At 64.5% G+C, this 15,911-nt stretch carries 15 protein-coding genes and 1 tRNA gene; 15 read left to right on the top strand and 1 reads right to left on the bottom strand.

Annotation, left to right across the window (positions count from 1 at the left end):
* The first annotated feature begins 30 nt into the window (after positions 1-30).
* The 5 genes from K3F49_RS21245 (at position 31) to K3F49_RS21265 (ending at position 2,874) form a co-directional block, all read left to right on the top strand.
* A complete protein-coding gene (locus tag K3F49_RS21245; RefSeq protein WP_234682894.1) occupies positions 31-771 on the top strand; it encodes a tRNA-uridine aminocarboxypropyltransferase in 741 nt (246 codons plus the stop codon).
* Between the two features lie 163 nt (positions 772-934).
* The gene (locus tag K3F49_RS21250) at positions 935-1,651 is read left to right on the top strand and encodes an ABC transporter permease (protein WP_234682895.1); all 717 of its coding nucleotides are present in this window, start codon (positions 935-937) and stop codon (positions 1,649-1,651) included.
* A 7-nt stretch (positions 1,652-1,658) separates the two neighbouring features.
* Positions 1,659-2,411, top strand: coding sequence for an ABC transporter ATP-binding protein (locus K3F49_RS21255; RefSeq protein ID WP_234682896.1), 753 nt, complete (start codon positions 1,659-1,661; stop codon positions 2,409-2,411).
* Positions 2,412-2,467: 56 nt separating this feature from the next.
* Positions 2,468-2,541 (top strand) — tRNA-Cys (locus K3F49_RS21260).
* Positions 2,542-2,727: 186 nt separating this feature from the next.
* The gene (locus K3F49_RS21265; RefSeq protein ID WP_164933816.1) at positions 2,728-2,874 is read left to right on the top strand and encodes a hypothetical protein; all 147 of its coding nucleotides are present in this window, start codon (positions 2,728-2,730) and stop codon (positions 2,872-2,874) included.
* Between the two features lie 40 nt (positions 2,875-2,914).
* Here K3F49_RS21265 and K3F49_RS21270 read toward each other — a convergent pair whose 3' ends face one another.
* Positions 2,915-3,109, bottom strand: coding sequence for a hypothetical protein (locus K3F49_RS21270; protein WP_234682897.1), 195 nt, complete (start codon positions 3,107-3,109; stop codon positions 2,915-2,917).
* Between the two features lie 311 nt (positions 3,110-3,420).
* On the opposite strand from K3F49_RS21270, the gene K3F49_RS21275 reads away from it, so the two are divergent.
* From K3F49_RS21275 to K3F49_RS21320, 10 genes are all read left to right on the top strand, one after another.
* Positions 3,421-3,684 (top strand): hypothetical protein, encoded by a 264-nt coding sequence (locus K3F49_RS21275; protein ID WP_234682898.1) that lies wholly within the window; start codon positions 3,421-3,423, stop codon positions 3,682-3,684.
* 418 nt (positions 3,685-4,102) lie between these two features.
* Positions 4,103-5,020 (top strand): ABC transporter substrate-binding protein, encoded by a 918-nt coding sequence (locus tag K3F49_RS21280; protein ID WP_234682899.1) that lies wholly within the window; start codon positions 4,103-4,105, stop codon positions 5,018-5,020.
* Positions 5,020-6,654 (top strand): amino acid ABC transporter permease/ATP-binding protein, encoded by a 1,635-nt coding sequence (locus tag K3F49_RS21285; protein WP_234682900.1) that lies wholly within the window; start codon positions 5,020-5,022, stop codon positions 6,652-6,654. Before K3F49_RS21280 ends, K3F49_RS21285 begins: the two co-directional genes overlap by 1 nt.
* A gap of 43 nt (positions 6,655-6,697) precedes the next feature.
* Positions 6,698-7,939, top strand: a complete 1,242-nt coding sequence (locus K3F49_RS21290; RefSeq protein WP_234682901.1) for an acetamidase/formamidase family protein — start codon at positions 6,698-6,700, stop codon at positions 7,937-7,939.
* A gap of 134 nt (positions 7,940-8,073) precedes the next feature.
* Positions 8,074-10,401, top strand: a complete 2,328-nt coding sequence (locus K3F49_RS21295) for an acetamidase/formamidase family protein (protein WP_234682902.1) — start codon at positions 8,074-8,076, stop codon at positions 10,399-10,401.
* Between the two features lie 17 nt (positions 10,402-10,418).
* Complete coding sequence (locus tag K3F49_RS21300; protein WP_234682903.1) at positions 10,419-10,802, top strand: RidA family protein; 384 nt, start codon at positions 10,419-10,421, stop codon at positions 10,800-10,802.
* Positions 10,803-11,722: 920 nt separating this feature from the next.
* Positions 11,723-12,886 (top strand): PspA/IM30 family protein, encoded by a 1,164-nt coding sequence (locus K3F49_RS21305; RefSeq protein ID WP_234682904.1) that lies wholly within the window; start codon positions 11,723-11,725, stop codon positions 12,884-12,886.
* A 10-nt stretch (positions 12,887-12,896) separates the two neighbouring features.
* Entirely contained in the window at positions 12,897-13,562 is a 666-nt protein-coding gene (locus K3F49_RS21310) for an OB-fold-containig protein (RefSeq protein ID WP_234682905.1), read from the top strand.
* A gap of 36 nt (positions 13,563-13,598) precedes the next feature.
* Complete coding sequence (locus tag K3F49_RS21315) at positions 13,599-15,302, top strand: flotillin family protein (protein ID WP_234682906.1); 1,704 nt, start codon at positions 13,599-13,601, stop codon at positions 15,300-15,302.
* 213 nt (positions 15,303-15,515) lie between these two features.
* A complete protein-coding gene (locus tag K3F49_RS21320) occupies positions 15,516-15,887 on the top strand; it encodes a hypothetical protein (protein ID WP_234682907.1) in 372 nt (123 codons plus the stop codon).
* The last annotated feature ends 24 nt before the right edge of the window (positions 15,888-15,911 follow it).

Here is a 15,911-nt window from a genome sequence, read left to right on the forward strand (position 1 = left end):
GCAGCGCCGCTTCAAGCGTATAGCGGCGACATGTCGAACCCAGCTGAAACCACGGCGGCCGCACCGGAGCCGATTCCCGAATGTCCGCACTGTCAGAAGCCGATGCCGCTCTGCATCTGCGACAGTGTCACGCCGATCGAGAACGGCCTCGAGCTCCTGATCCTCCAGCATCCGCAGGAGCAGGACAGGGCGCTCGGCACGGCGCGGCTGCTGGCCAGGCATTTTGCCGATGCGACCGTGCGGGTCGGCCTGTCCTGGCCCAGCCTGTCCAAGGCGCTCGGGCACCCGATCGAGAACGCCTCGCACTGGGCCGTGCTCTATCTCGGCTCCGCCCGCGCAGCCGACCTCGACGTAGAGGGTGAAATCGTCGCGCTTAACCGCAAGGGCGAGGTCGCGGACAACCAGCGCGCCATTCTCGGCAAGCTCGAAGGTGTGGTGTTGCTCGATGGCACCTGGAGCCAGGCCAAGGCGCTGTGGTGGCGTAATCCCTGGATGCTGAAATGCCAGCGCGTGATCCTCAACCCGGCGCATCCATCACGTTACGGGCGCCTGCGCCGCGAGCCACGCAAGGACGGACTGTCGACCATCGAGGCAGCCGCCGCGCTGCTGGCCGGTCTCGAGCGGCGCCCCGACATCGCCGAGACGCTCAACGCGAGCTTCGAACGGCTGCTGACGCGCTACCGCGAGGTTCAGGCCGAGCTGCCGGAACTGGCGCCAAAGCCGGTGGCCAAGGACCGCCGCCGCGGTGCCCGGCGCGGCAAACGGTCCTGAGTTAGCCTACCCCGTCCGTGCGGTTGATTGCCTCCCTCTGAGCGGGCAGATAGACCATCGGCCGACAGGTCAGGAACCAGAAGGGGGCAGCCGAATTCGGAGCGCAGCGAAGGAAATCCTGGCCCAGACGGCGCAATTCGATCGTTGGGGCACGCTTGCCCTGATGGACATCTCGTTGCGCTACCGGCGCACCGTGATCGGTCCGCTCTGGATCACGTTGACGCTGGCAGCAACGATCGTCAGCGTCGGAACGGTCTACGCCACGCTGTTCAAGCAGGACATCGCCAGCTTCCTGCCGCCTTTCGCGGTCGGCCTGATCGTCTGGACCCTGATCGCCACGACACTCCAGGAAGGCTCCAATATTTTCGTGGCCTCCGGTCATCTCATCAAGGCCGTGCCGGCACCGCTGATCGTGCACGTGCTGCAGCTGATCGCGCGCAACGTCCTCATCTTCGCCCATCATCTCCTGATCATCGTCCTGCTCTATGTCGTGATGCCCTGGCCGCTGCACTGGACCATGCTGCTCGTGGTGCCCGGCTTTGCGATCCTGCTCGTCGTGCTGCTCGGCGGGTCGGTCGCGCTCGGCATGCTCTGCGCGCGCTTTCGCGACATTGGATCAGCGATCGTGAGCGGCCTGCAATTCGTCTTCTTCCTCACGCCCGTGATCTGGACCGAGGACAGCGTGCGCGGCACCGCGTTCCATTGGTTGACCCGAGCCAATCCGTTCGCGACGCTGCTCGATCTCGTGCGCAGGCCGCTGTTGTCGCAGCCGATGGATGCGGAGCAGTGGCTGCTCGGCCTCAGCTACGCGATCGTCGTCACCGCCGTTGGATTGGGGTGCTACGCAAAATACCGCCGCCGTGTGGCGTATTGGCTGTGAGGGCGGGATGAGCACTGCGGCCCATATCGAACTGCGCAACGTCTCTGTGATGTTTCCGGTGCTGTCGTTCCGCGACCGTTCGCTGCGCAGCCGCTTCGTCCGCGCCATGACCCTGCGGCGCGAGGCGCCGCGTCCGCACATCGTCACCGCGCTTGATGGCATCGACCTCGACATTCATGCGGGTGACCGCGTCGCCATCGTCGGCGCCAACGGTGCCGGCAAGACCACGCTGCTGCGGGTCCTGGCCGGCATCTACCACCCCACCGCGGGCAGCATCGACGTGCTCGGCCGCTGCCTGTCCTTGTTCGACCTGTCGGCCGGCTTCGACGAGGAGGCGACCGGGTACGAGAACATCATGCGCCGCGGCCTGGTGATCGGCGCACGGCGCACCGAGATCGACGCGCGGCGCGCGGAGATCGCTGACTTCACCGAGCTCGGCGACCGGCTCGACCTGCCGCTGCGCACCTATTCCAGCGGCATGATGCTGCGCCTGATTTTTGCGGTCGCGACCGCCGTCGAGGGCGAGATCGTGCTGCTCGACGAATGGATCGGCGTCGGCGACCAGCAGTTCCGGAAAAAAGCGCGGCAGCGGTTGGATGAGATCGTCGCCCGCGCTGGCATCCTGGTGCTGGCCTCGCATGACGTCGACCTGATCAAGAGCACCTGCAACCGTGCGATCCTGCTTCAGGAAGGGCGCATCACCGCAGCCGGCACGACGGAGGAGATTCTTGCCCGATACCTCGCGGCTGCGAAGGCGTAACTGCCCGGCCGGGGTTGCCTAAGCCGTTGATCCCCTATATTGCTCCGCCGTTACGGGGCCACGTGGCGGAGTGGTTACGCGCCGGTCTGCAAAACCGTTTACTCGGGTTCGAGTCCCGACGTGGCCTCCATAGCAAGCTTCTGATCTCTCAGCATAAATTGGATTTTGACGCTAATCCCGCCAATCCTGCGGACGGAGCCGGCTGCCCCGCCCACCGGGTTTGCCCGGGGCCTGTTGGAAACCCTCGATTCAGGCCCGATGGCATAGACTTCGCATCTGCGAAGGGATGCAGTCCCCAACAAGCGCTGGAGTACACGTGGGCGAGATCGTCCGATTCATCCCGAAGTCCGAGCTGGAGCGGGCTCGCCTCATTGCCGAGGCGCGCGCGATCTATGACAGCATCTTTCCGCCGGCGGCACCCGACCGGGCGCAACAAGACGACGAGGACAGCGTCAAGAATTGATCGCAGCAGGCCCGGGGCCCTTACGTCGGGCTCGACGGTCTCAGCAGGCGGCGTACCAGCCGTCCGGAAACGGCACGAGGGGCCAGGCACCCTCATTGTCGTTCGCGGCCTTGGGCGTCGCGAAAAAGCTCCACGAGCGGGGCACGAGGTCCTCCTCCGGCGCGGGCGCGAAATCTTCATTGATCATGGCGTCGCGGACGGCTTCCAGCATCAAGTTGAATTCGACTTCGCTCATCACACCCTCCGGAACGCGGATGGCGCACTGTCGCAAAGCCGGTTTGTTTCCCGATTGACCCGATCGTTCGCATTTTAACGATCGGCCGATCGAGATCCGTTTGGTTAGCGATTCCTGAAAAGTCCCCAGAAAACTCGAAGAAAGCCCCGAGAAAGCCCCCAGAAAACCCCAAGAATCCCCGGGGAACTCTAGGCGTCTCCAAGCAGCGGCCAGTGTGAAAGAGATCACATCTCGCGCGGTTTATTCCTCCTACCTGTTCGCACACGCCGGCCAATGCGGGCCGGCCGAGCAGGGCAGACAGGAGACTGGTCATGAAGGCGAGGTTCATGCGGTTTGCGGGTGTGAGAAGCCGGGCGCGTCGCGCCTCGACGGTCGGGCTGTTCCTGACGCTGTTTGCCAGCGCCGCGAGTGCGCAGCAGGGCACGCCGGAGCAGCGCCGGGCCTGCTCCCCCGACGTCTACCGGCTCTGCGCCGGCGAAATCCCCAACGTCCGCGCCATCACGGCCTGCCTGCGCCGTAACCGCTCTAGCTTGAGCGAGGCTTGCCGCACCGTGTTCGACCAGGCTGGCGGCTGACATGCCGGGCCTGTGTGTTTGTGCGCAGCAAGTGGCTCGCGCGAACTCGCGAATCCGGCATAGTGGGGCTGTGGATATGCTGCGGACAGGCTGTGGAAGGCCGTGATGTATCACGGATGCTGAAAGCAGATGCGTCGTCCGATCGTCATATCTCTGTCAAGGCGCCTCACCAAATGAGTCCATGGCGGCGCAGATTGCAGCTCGCTTCGGCATCATTTGGTTCTCCCGAATTCGGAATCCGCATCGGCGGTGCGTCGTATCGCGAACAGTTTTTGTGCAGCCGCCTGCCCAAATTGCAGGCTCCGTTCATCCAATTTTTTGTACGCCCGCGGACAAGCTTTCCGGTTCGCATCCCCCCTAGGCTCGCCTCCGAGATCTGGAACATGGCCAGTGCCATGACAATTCGAAGGAGCTGGAGATGGAGAGACGGGTATTGCCCCATGCGCGGGGGATCGCGCGCGCATCATTGCCATCGCGCAGGGTTGCGCTCGGCGCGGCCATCGCGTGCGGCCTTGTCGCCGCAACGCCGCTGAGCGCCCAGGCCGCAGCACCCGCTGCCTGTGCCGCGCTCCAGGAGAAATACCCGGACTGGAAAGGCAAGACCCTCGTCAACGCCATCAACCCGCATACGCCGGGCTATGAGACGATCGACCCGAAGGACCCCGGCAAATATATCGGCTTCGACATCGATCTCGGCGAAGCCATCGGCGAATGCCTCGGCTTCAAGCTCACCTACAAACCGGTGACCTTTGCGGCGCTCCTGACGACGCTCGCCGCCGGACAGGCCGACATCGTGATTTCCGATATCTATGCCACCAAGGAACGCGCCAAGGCCGCCGACTTCATCACCTACTCGAAGGTGTTCGATGGCGTGCTGGTCGCCAAGGGCAATCCGAAGGGCATCAACGGCATCAACATGTCGATGTGCGGGACAGCGGCGGCCGAGAACACCGGCTATGTCGAGGTGCCCCTGATCCAGGCGCTGGTCCCGGAGTGCAAGAAGGCCGGCAAGGCCGAGCCGACGATCCAGCTCTACGACAACAATGCCAACTGCATTCAGGCGATCCTCGCCGGGCGCGCCGACACCTACATCAACGACGTCAACACGGTCGACACCGCCGTCAAGGCCTATCCCGACAAGCTCGAGAAGGCGCTCGCGGTGACAATTCCCTATTCGGTCGGCATCGCCGTCCCGAAGGACAAGCCGAAGTTCCGCGACGCCGTGCTCGCTGCGCTGATCGAGGTGCAGAAGGCCGGCACGCACATGGAGCTGCTCAAGAAGTGGGAGCTCGATGTGAACAATTTCAAGGAGCCGGACATTCTGACGGCTGACTGATGTCGCTGTTCCTCCACTATCTGAGCATGCCGTATCTGCTCGAGGGCATCGAGCTCACCCTCGAAGTGACCGCCCTCGGGCTCGGCGGCGGATTGATCCTCGGATTGATCCTCGCCGGCATGCAGCTGTCCCGCTTCTGGCCCCTGGCGGCGATCGCCAGGGCCTACACCGTGATCTTCCGTGGCACGCCGCTGATCCTGCAGATGGTGTTCGCCTACGACGCGCTGCCGCACATCGGCATCAAGCTGCCGGCGGTGCTCGCCGCGGGCCTTGCGCTGGCCTGCAACGAGGCGCCGTTCATCGCCGAAATGCTCCGCGCCGGCGTGCTGGGCGTCGATCGCGGGCAGGTGACGGCCGGCCAGGCGCTCGGCATGACGCCGTCGATCCTGATGCGCCGGGTGATCGCGCCCCAGGCGATCCGCACCATGATCCCGGCCTTCGGCAACGAAGCAGTGAGTGCGCTGAAGAACTCCTCGCTGGCCTCCGTCGTTGCGGTGCAGGAGCTGACGTTGCGTTCGACCCAGCTCGCATCCTCGACATTCGACTTTTTCTCGATCTTCTTCGCCTCGGGCCTGCTGTATCTCGTGCTGACCTTCGCCATCAGCGTGATCCAGCTCTTCGTCGAATGGCTGCTCGATCTCGATCGCGCCAAAGTTCTTACGAAGCGCCGCCGGCGCAAGCTCGCCGATGACCTGCCGTGGCGTCGTGTCGATCTCGCGACCAAGCTCGAACTCACTGAGGCGACCGCCGCCGATCCCGAGCCCGTGCAGACCGAGCCTGCCGACACGCCGCCGCTGGCACTGACGCGTGAAGAACGTACCCGGCGTGCTGCGACGATTGCGCGCAACAACATCGCGGTCGAGACCAAGGACCTCACCAAGAGCTACGGCGCGCAGAAAGTGCTTGGCGGCCTCGATCTCACCGTGCGCGTGGGCGAGGTGGTCGCGCTGCTCGGGCCCAGCGGCTCCGGCAAGAGCACGCTGCTCCGCTGCATCAACCATCTCGAAAGCTGGGACGGAGGCACCGTGCGCGTCGGCGGCCGCCGCCTCGGTTTCGACGACGACGGCAAGCTGCTGTCGCCGCGCGCAATCGCCAACGAGCGGGCCACCGTCGGCGTCGGCATGGTGTTCCAGCAGTTCAATCTATTCGCCCATCTCTCGGCGAAAGAGAACATCGCCGGTCCCTTGCGCTGGGTCCACGGCATGACCCGCATCGATGCCGACCGCCGCGCCACCGAGCTGCTCGACCGCGTCGGGTTGTCGCATCGCGCCGACGCGCTGCCGCGACATCTGTCCGGTGGCCAGCAACAGCGCGTCGCCATTGCGCGTGCGCTGGCGCCCAATCCGAGCGTGCTGCTGCTGGACGAGCCGACCTCGGCGCTCGACCCCGAGCTCGTCAACGAGGTGCTGGAGGTGATCCGCCGTCTCGCCATCGACGACGGCCTCACCATGATCATCTCGACCCACCAGATCCGCTTCGCCGACGAGGTCGCCGACCGCGTCGCTTTCTTGAGCGGCGGCGCGATCATCGAGGAGGGGCCGGCGCACGAGGTGCTCTCCAATCCCCGCAACCCGCTGACCGCGCGCTTCCTCAGCGTGATGGAAGCCGACAAGACCCCGGAGGCGGTGCGATGAGCGTCGCCTCCACAAGGTTCAAGACTCCCGAAAAGGCCACGTCATGAAGCATTTCACGCTGCCGGTTTCGCCGAAAACCGTCCATTGGGGCTATTTCTCCAAGGCCGTTGCTCCTGCCTTGACGCTGCGTTCGGGAGATCGCGCCACCATCGAAACGCTCACCCATCACGCCAATGACGATTACGAGCGCATGATCCAGGGCGATCCCGGCGCGGAGAGCGTGTTCCAGTGGACGCGCGAGCACAAGGCGGTGGCGCGCCGCGGCTCCGGCCCGGTCGAAGGTCCATTCATCCGCGGCGCAGGCGAGGGGATCGGCGTGCATCTCCTCACCGGTCCTGTTGCAATCGAAGGCGCCGAGCCCGGCGATATTCTCGAGGTGCGCATCCTCGACGTCCGGCCGCGGCCAAGCTGCAGCGCCTGCCATGCCGGACGCTGTTTCGGCTCCAACGTCGCGGCGAACTGGGGCTTTCACTATCACGACCTGATCGAGGAGCCGAAGCCGCGCGAGGTCGTCACCATCTTCGAGCTCGATACGTCAGGCGAGCCCTACGCGAAGGCGGTCTACAACTACGTCTGGACGCCGCAGACCGACCCTGACGGCATCGTGCATCCGACCATCGACTATCCCGGCGTCCGCGTCGATCACGCCACCATCAGGAAGCGCGAGAACATCCTCGCAAGCGTGAAGGTGCCGGCGCGATTGCACTTCGGCACGATGGGCCTCGCGCCGTCGGAGGCGGATTTCGTCAGCTCGATTCCGCCGAGCTATACCGGCGGCAACATCGACGACTGGCGCATCGGCAAGGGCGCGCGGATGTTCTATCCGGTCGCCGTCCCCGGCGCTTATTTCTCGGTCGGCGATCCCCACGCAGCCCAAGGCGACAGCGAGCTCGGCGGCACCGCGATCGAAACGTCGCTCACCGGCGATTTCGAGTTTATCCTGCATAAGAAGGCCGATCTCGCCGGCACCAATCTCGAAGGTCTCGATCATCCCATGCTGGAGACCGATCAGGCCTGGTCGTTCTACGGCTTCACCTATCCAAACTATCTCGCAGCTCTCGGCGCCGACGCGCAAACGGAGATTGCCAATCACTCGAGCCTCGACCGTGCGATGCGCGACGCCTTCCGCAAGTTGCGCCGGTTCCTGATGACGGTGCATGGCCTGAGCGAGGACGAAGCCATCTCGCTGTTGTCGGTCGGCGCCGATTTCGGCGTCACCCAGGTCGTCGATGCCAATTGGGGCGTCCACGGCACGATCCGCAAGAATATCTTCCGATGCGACTAATGCGTTGAAGGACATTTCGTTTTTGAGATGAACAGGTGACGAGCGGAGATCATTTGCGGCCTGTCGCGGCGACGGATGATCGCGTGCGTCTGGCACAGAGGTTGCTTCGATCGACTGCAATCTGGGTCGATCCAATGAGCTTCCGCCCGTTTACGAGCGAGTCCTACGCGCAAGACGACCGCCCAGAAGCCTGGCGGGACGTGCTGGCCGCGGTTGGCCTGCAACCGGCGACCGGCCACTCCTTCTTCGACGGGCACGCGACGGCGTCCCATCGCCATGCCGCCGGTGTTGCGTTGACGCGTTTGGCCGCGGGCGCACAGAGTGTTGGACCGCTTTCACAGGCCAACGACGATCTGCCGATCGCCTTGATGCCGGTCGAGGACGGCATGGTGCTGAAAAGCGCGGGCGGTCATCGCATTGTCCCCGTCGGCCATCTCGTGCTGCTGCCGCGCGGCGGCGACTGGAGCATCGCGTTCCAGCGCGATATGCGCGCCATCGTGCTGGCCGCGACATCGGAGGCGCTGCATGGGCGCCTCTCGGGTAAACCTCGGCTCGGCGAGCCGCGCGTCGTTCCACCGGGCGGATTTGCCGAAATCTTCGCGCGCCTGCTGGACGCGACCGCCCGCACGCTCGATACTTTGGGCGATGTCGAATGGAATGCGGTTTCACAGGCCCTGGTCGATCTCCTCCTGACGCTCGCGCATCAACTGGCGGCCTCGACGTCCGATGCCGGGTCGAGCGTGACGCAGGCTGCGCTGCTGCACCGGATCTGCCAGACCATCGAGCGCCGCCTCGACGATCCCGATCTGGTGCCCGCGCGCGTCGCACTGGCCGAGAGGATTTCCGAGCGCTATCTGCAAAAGCTGTTCGAGACGGTCGGCGACAACTTTACCCATTACGTCCGCGAGCGCCGGCTCCAGCGCGCCTGGGCCGATCTGTCCAATCCCCTCGAAGCGCATCGCTCGATCTCCGAGATCGCCTATGCCTATGGCTTTGGCGATTCCGCGCATTTCAGCCGCGCCTTCCGGCATCGTTTCGGCCTGCCGCCGCGCGATTTTCGCCAGCAGGAAGCGGAGCGCGCGACAGCGCAACATGGCGTCACCGGTCAACGCGGCTGGCCCCAGGATGCGCTGGCGCGCGCGCATCAGAGTAACGCGGAGGCACGCAGCAATGTTACCCGAACCGGCCCGGGCGAGCCGCGGACCGCCGAGCGCAGGCACCACCATCTTCCGGTCGAGGCCAGCCGGGTCCATTGGGGCTATTTCAGCCGCTCCTTGCCGCCGCAGATCGAGATCGCTTCCGGCGACACCATCACCATCGAGACGCTGACGCAGCACGCCTCGGACGCCCCAGACATGATGATCGCGGGCGATGCCGCCGCCGAGAGCGTGTTCGGCTGGACCCGGGACAAGAAGAACGTCGATCGCCGCGGCGCCGGTCCGATGGACGCCAGCGTGTTCGGCCGCGGCGCCGGCGAGGGGTTCGGCGTCCACATCTGCACGGGGCCGGTGGCGGTGAAGGATGCCCAGCCCGGCGATGTTCTGGAGGTCCGGATCCTCGACATCGTGCCGCGCGCGAGTCGAAATCCAAAGCATGCGGGCCGTGTGTTCGGCTCCTCGGTCGCGGCGTGGTGGGGCTATCACTACAACGAGTTTCTCGGCGGCCCCAAGCCGCGCGAAGTCGTTACCATCTACGAGATCTTCGACGATCCTGATGAGCCCCACGCCCGTGCGCTCTATTCCTATCGCTGGGAGCCGCAGACCGATCCGTTCGGCGTCGTCCACGCCACCTACGATTATCCCGGCGTCCCCGTCGCGCCCGCCACGATCAAGCGACGGCACGCCGTACTCGACGGCATCCGCATTCCCCTGCGGCCGCATTTCGGTGTGATCGCGGTGGCGCCGCGCGAGGTCGATTTCATCGACTCCGTGCCGCCGTCATATTTCGGCGGCAACCTCGACAACTGGCGGCTGGGGAAGGGGTCAACCGTCTATCTTCCGGTGTCCGTGCCCGGCGCGCTGCTCTCGGTCGGCGATTCCCATGCCACACAGGGCGACGGCGAACTCAGCGGCACCGCGATCGAGTGCTCGATGACCGGCACGTTCGAGGTGATCCTGCACAAGAAGGCCGATCTGGCCGGCCGTCCGTTTGCCGATCTCTCCTATCCCCTGATCGAGACCGAGACCGATTGGGTGCTGACCGGCTTCAGCCATCCCAATTACCTCGCCGAGTTCGGCGCGCAGGGCCAGAGCGAAGTCTACGCGAAATCCTCGCTCGACCTCGCCATGAAAGACGCGTTCCGCAAGATGCGGCGCTTCCTGATGAACGTCAAAGGGCTGAGCGAGGACGAGGCGATCGCGTTGATGTCGGCCGCGGTCGATTTCGGCGTCACGCAGGTCGTCGACGGCAACTGGGGCGTGCACGCCATCATCAGCAAGCGTCTGTTTCAGGACGCGCCTTAAACCCAGGGATAGCTCAAGTGAAATTCCACATGATCAGCGGCGGACCGAAGCCGGTCGCGCCCTTCAGCCACGCCGTCGAGACCGACGGTTTTGTCTTCGTCACCGGTCAGATGCCGGACACGCCGGAGACGCCGGGCGTGCTGCCGGAGGGGATCGTCGCGCAGACCCGCGCGGTGATGGAGAATTTGAAAGTGGTTCTCGCCGGCCTCGATCTCGGCCTCGAGCACGTCGTGATGGCGCGAATCTATCTTACCCGTTTCAAGGACGACTATACGGCGATGAACGAGACTTATCGCACGTATTTCGCGCCCGGCCGGCTTCCAGCCCGCACCTGTGTCGGCGTCACCGGGCTCGCTTATGACGCGCTGATCGAGATCGATCTGGTCTGCCGCCGGCCGTAACCCACCTTACGCACCTACAACCCGTTGCGTTGCCTGCCGGGCAAAACACGCTAGCGACGGGTCAATCCGCTCAGGCTAAAAGATTCCGCTTTACCGAAATTCGGCTTTGGCGTACTAACGCGCTACCTCATCCCGGTCAGAGGGGCGTATCGCGATCGTCACGAACGTGGGATGAGCCGTGGTGGACGCCGACTGCATCGGCGCGATTGGTTTTCGCAGGGCGGGCAACCGTGAGCGAGAGCGTCGCGCGCACGACCGGTGCGGTCAGCATACGGCAAAACCGTGTCGTCCTGACGCCCGGAGTCTGTGCGTCAAGTCTTGCAGTGATGTGTGTGGCCCAACCGGGCCCGCGCATCAGCCATCGGCAAGGCGACGGGGGCAATAGTGCATCGCTCCCCGGGGAGAGCTCGGCATAAGCCGTCAACCCACTGCGCAGGGAAGGCCGGATGTTTGGCTTCACCTGTATGCCGCTGTGCAGCCTCTTGTGGCGCAACCATCGCACAGTGGACCGCGGGTGCCAGCCGGCACCCGGCCTTCCCTGCGCCCTCTGACAAAAGAGGGTGACGCGAGGGTGCAAAACTCGGGCGGCAAGCCGCGAGAATGCGAGTCTGTGCCTGCTTGCTCCGTCATTACGAGCGCAGCGAAGCAATCCAGAATCCCTCCGCTGTGGGATTCTGGATTGCTTCGTCGCTTTGCTCCTCGCAATGACGGCTCGAAATCGGCCCAGGTGTTCCGGGTGGCAATCGACTTTCCCTCAAATTGCAACCCGCGCGTGCAAGAAGCCTTGATCGGCGGTGATCTAGTAGTGATGATCCGCCTTGAACGCAGCCCCGGACGACAGCGACTAACCCTCAGAGTGCATCAGGATCAGTGGAACGTGATCGAGCTTCCCCCTTGTAAAGCACCAAGATGGTGCTTTAGTGCTTTCCATGAGCCCGTCGCCCCGACATGCGCCATCGGCGCTGCGTTACAGGCTAGCCCCTGACCCGGCCGCCAAGGCTGCGATGGAGGCGACGTTCAGGGCCTATGACCGCATGATGGAGATCCTGGACGAGGTCGCGCGGACCCATAATGTGGGCTCCAACGTCGTCCTGCTGCATGCCCATGCCTATGAGCCGATCCGCAAGGAAACGGCGCTGCCGTCGCGGCTGGTGACGCTGGGCCTGCGCGATCGCGCCGACTATCGCGCGGCGCAAGGCCGCCGCCTGCCACTCGACGACAAGCTCGCCAAGATCAAGGGCCCGGCCACCATTTCGATTTCAACCGTGCAGGGGCGCTTCAGCGTGCCCTTCGACTACGTCGGCTACGCGGAGGGCTGGGGCCAGAGCGTGCCTGCACACCTGATCCGCACCGACGACGGTTTCGAGGTTCACTACGGCGTCACGCCGAACAGTCTGCCAGAGGAGGAGAACGCTATGGATACCATCGCTGCCGCTCCCGAAAATTTCCTGTCCCGGGTCGGACGTCTGATCGCCGGCATCGCCTATGACGCGATCGAACAGGCGGAAGGCAACAACAAGCTGAAAGTGGTTGGCCAGGCCATCCGCGAGATCGAGCGCGCGGAGAGCGAGGCGCGCGATGCGCTCGCGGCCGCGCGCGCCGAGGAGTACCGCCTCAACGCCCGCCGCACCGAGATCGAACGCGAGATGACCGATCTCGCCGTCAAGATCGAGGGCGCGATCGCCGATAGCCGCGACGATCTCGCCCGCGCCGGCATAGCCCGTCAGATGGATCTGGAGGCGCAGTTCGAGGTGCTCTCCCGCGCCATCGACGAGAACAACGAGAAAATCGAACAGTGCGTCACCTCGCTGCGCGCGGTGCTCTCGGCACTGCAGGATGCCGAGCAGCGCCGTGTCGACCTCGAAAAGAGCGAGGCGGCCGCCAGCCACCAGGCCTCGACCTCGCCCCGCAAGCGTGGCGGCACCTCGGCGGCCGGGAAGGCGCTGCGCGCGGGCAGGGCGGTGGCGCGCGTCACCGGCGTGCCGCCGGGCATCCCATATTCAAGCGACATCGACGAGCTCAGCACGTTGCATCGCAACAAGGAGATTGCAGCGAGGCTGGCGCGGTTGAAGTCGCACTCCTGAGGTTCGTGTCATGAGCGCATTGCTCGAACACGTCATGTCGCCCGAGGTCAGGCCGTTCGCGATCGCGGCGGCCATGATCCTCATCGTCGGCACGCTCGAAGTGGTCACGATGCTGGTCGGGGCGTCGCTCAGCGAGATGCTCGGCACCAGCATCGATTTCAGCCATCCCAGCGACAATGGCGTGATCAACGCCATCTCCTGGATCAATGTTGGCGGCGTGCCGCTGCTGATCTTCCTGCTGCTGGCGCTCGGCGCCTTTTCGATCACCGGCTTCCTGATCCAGGACGTCGCCCGAATGGTGGCCGGTCCCTTGCCGGCCTCGATCGCCTCGCTCGCGGCGGTCATCGCCTCGGTCCCGCTGGTCCGCGCCGCCAGCCGCGGCATCGCGCGGGTCATTCCCAAGGACGAAAGCTATGCCATTGGTCTCGGCGATCTCGTCGGCCGTGTCGGTGAGGTCGTCATCGGTCCGCTCGACCAGGGGCCGCCGGGCCGCGTCAGCGTCGCCGACATCCATGGCAACAGGCATTTTGTCTCCGCGGTTGCCGCTCCGACGTCCTTGCCCCTTCCGCAGGGAACCCTGGTGCTCCTGGTCGACCGCGTCGACACCCGCTTCGTGGCGGTCAAGGCCGACGATGAACTCAAGCCGTCCAAGCCGACTCTAACAAGCCACCTCTAAGCAGCTCGAGCTAGCCAGTCATTTTTGGAGAAAGTCATGTTCGACATTGCAATCCCAGCCATGATCGGCGTCGCGCTGATCGTCGTCCTGGGCATCATCTTCACCATTCTCTACAAGCGCGCCACGCGCGACGAGGCCTTCGTGCGCACCGGCCTCGGCGGCAAGAAGGTCGTGCTGGACGGCGGCGCCATGATCCTGCCGATCTTCCACTCCTACGCCAGCGTCAATCTGAAGACGCTGCGGCTCACCGTCGAACGCAAGGAGCGGGAATCCCTGATCACCAAGGACCGCCTGCGTGTCGATATCGTCGCCGAGTTCTACGTGCGTGTGCGTCCTGACGATGAGAGCATTGCGCTTGCGAGCCAGACGCTGGGCGCGTTGACGAATGACGCCGAAGCCCTGCGTAACCAGGTCGAGGCCAAATTCGTCGACGGCCTGCGATCGGTCGCGGCGACCATGTCCATTCTTGAGCTGCAGGAAAAGCGTAGCGATTTCGTCAAGCATGTGCAGGCAACCGTCGAGTCCGACGTGAAATCGAACGGCCTTGAGCTGGAGTCGGTTTCGCTGACCAAGCTCGACCAGACCGACGTAAAATTCTTCAATCCTGAGAATTTCTTCGACGCCGAAGGCCTGACTCAGTTGAAAACCGTCACCGAGACGCGCCGGCGTGACCGCAACTCGATCGTGCGCGACAACGAGGTCGCGATAGCGCAAAAGGATCTCGAGGCGCGGCAGCAGACCCTGACCATCGAGCGGACTAAGAAGGAGGCCGAGCTGTCGCAGGAGCGCGACATCGCCAACAAGACGGCTAGTACCCGCGCCGAGGTCGCAACGGCGACGCAGACCGCGCGCCTGACCGAAGAGAACGCCCGCATCGATACCGACCGTGCGGTCGCGGAGAAGGAGGCCGGTGCCAAGCAGGTCAAGGAAACCGCGGTGATCGAGTCGGATCTGGCGATCAACAAGCGCAAGACCGACGCCCAGCGCGAAATCCAGATCGCGACGCAGGAGAACGAGATCCAGATCGCATCGAAGAGCAAGCAGACCTCGGAGGCCGTCGCTGAGGCCAAGACCGCCGAAGCAATCGCGGTCTCGGCGGAAGAAAAGGTCGTGACCGCGCGTGCGGTCGAGGTCGCCGATCGCGCCCGCCTCACCCAGGTGCTCGCCGCCCGCACCGAAGCCGAGCGCAAATCGACCGAGCTGATCGTCGCTGCCGAAGCCGAGAAGAAGGCGTCGCTCGACCGCGCCGAGGCCGTCAAGACGCTGGCCACGGCGGAAGCCGAGTCCAACAAGATCAAGGCGGTGGGCGTCAGGAATATCGGCGAGGCCGAGGCAGCCGTCATCACGCTCAAGAACGAGGCGCAGAACAAGCTCGGCGCCAACGTGATCGATTTCGAGATCGCCAAGAAGCGGATCGAGACGATGCCGTCGGCACTGGCGGAGATGGTCAGGCCGATCGGCAATCTCAAGGACGTTCGCATCCTGCACACCGGCGGCGCTTTCGGCGGCAATGGCGCCGGGGGTGGCAATGTCGGCTTCGGAGAGGGGCTCGCCGGCGAGCTGCTCAAGGTGCACGCGCTACGTCCGATGATCGACGAGATTCTGCGCCAGAGCGGGTTTGCCCCGGGCGACGATCCCGTGAAGGCGCTGATCGGAGCTGTCACCGGCAAGGCCAATGGTGCCGCGGGCGCGCCGGCGGCTGTGCCCGCACCGGAAAAAACAAACACCGCGGATCTATGAATGACGGTTCATTGCTGCTGAGAATTCGGAACGATATGAACTGGCTCGTTGCGCGTCTCGCGTCGCGCAACAAGCCGGAGCGCGGATCGAGGGCGTGTCCAACCTCTCGATCGCGCTCCGGACGACCCCTTCAAGGCAACGCCATTGGTTGCCGCGGCGCCTGCGCCGATCGACGTCAGGCGCCGGAGCCAGTTTCGATCCGGAGCATTTCACATGAAGTTTTTGCTGTCTGGACTGATCGCGATCGGACTTGCGATCGCAGCCACTCCGTCGTCGTTCGCGGCCGATGCCCGCAACGTCACCGTCGTCAACGAGACCGGCTATGCGATCAAATTCCTCGGCTTCAATGCGCCGGACGATGGCCTGGACGAATGGGACAACGAGCTGGAGAAGGTTTTGCAGAACCAGGCCTCGACCTATGTCGAGTTCGACGAGGACGACGAGGGCTGCGTCTGGAACATCCGCGTCGACTGGCAGAACTATGACGAGTCCGTGCTCTGGAAGAACGTCAATCTCTGCAAGATGACCGCGCTTCGGCTGCGCTACGACCCCGGTACCAAGACCACGTCCTTCACCGCCGAGTAATCCTGACCTGACCTGGGCCCGGGG

The sequence above is a fragment of the Bradyrhizobium monzae genome (assembly GCF_021458635.1).
GTDB lineage: Bacteria > Pseudomonadota > Alphaproteobacteria > Rhizobiales > Xanthobacteraceae > Bradyrhizobium.

What these genes read in the sequence shown, in the direction of transcription:
- K3F49_RS21290 (WP_234682901.1), top strand. Translation starts at nt 6,698, where the DNA reads ATGAAGCATTTCACGCTGCCGGTTTCGCCGAAAACCGTCCATTGGGGC.
- K3F49_RS21245 (WP_234682894.1), top strand. Translation starts at nt 31, where the DNA reads ATGTCGAACCCAGCTGAAACCACGGCGGCCGCACCGGAGCCGATTCCC.
- K3F49_RS21270 (WP_234682897.1), bottom strand. Translation starts at nt 3,109, where the DNA reads ATGAGCGAAGTCGAATTCAACTTGATGCTGGAAGCCGTCCGCGACGCC.
- K3F49_RS21255 (WP_234682896.1), top strand. Translation starts at nt 1,659, where the DNA reads ATGAGCACTGCGGCCCATATCGAACTGCGCAACGTCTCTGTGATGTTT.
- K3F49_RS21250 (WP_234682895.1), top strand. Translation starts at nt 935, where the DNA reads ATGGACATCTCGTTGCGCTACCGGCGCACCGTGATCGGTCCGCTCTGG.
- K3F49_RS21280 (WP_234682899.1), top strand. Translation starts at nt 4,103, where the DNA reads ATGGAGAGACGGGTATTGCCCCATGCGCGGGGGATCGCGCGCGCATCA.
- K3F49_RS21315 (WP_234682906.1), top strand. Translation starts at nt 13,599, where the DNA reads ATGTTCGACATTGCAATCCCAGCCATGATCGGCGTCGCGCTGATCGTC.
- K3F49_RS21295 (WP_234682902.1), top strand. Translation starts at nt 8,074, where the DNA reads ATGAGCTTCCGCCCGTTTACGAGCGAGTCCTACGCGCAAGACGACCGC.
- K3F49_RS21285 (WP_234682900.1), top strand. Translation starts at nt 5,020, where the DNA reads ATGTCGCTGTTCCTCCACTATCTGAGCATGCCGTATCTGCTCGAGGGC.
- K3F49_RS21310 (WP_234682905.1), top strand. Translation starts at nt 12,897, where the DNA reads ATGAGCGCATTGCTCGAACACGTCATGTCGCCCGAGGTCAGGCCGTTC.
- K3F49_RS21320 (WP_234682907.1), top strand. Translation starts at nt 15,516, where the DNA reads ATGAAGTTTTTGCTGTCTGGACTGATCGCGATCGGACTTGCGATCGCA.
- K3F49_RS21275 (WP_234682898.1), top strand. Translation starts at nt 3,421, where the DNA reads ATGAAGGCGAGGTTCATGCGGTTTGCGGGTGTGAGAAGCCGGGCGCGT.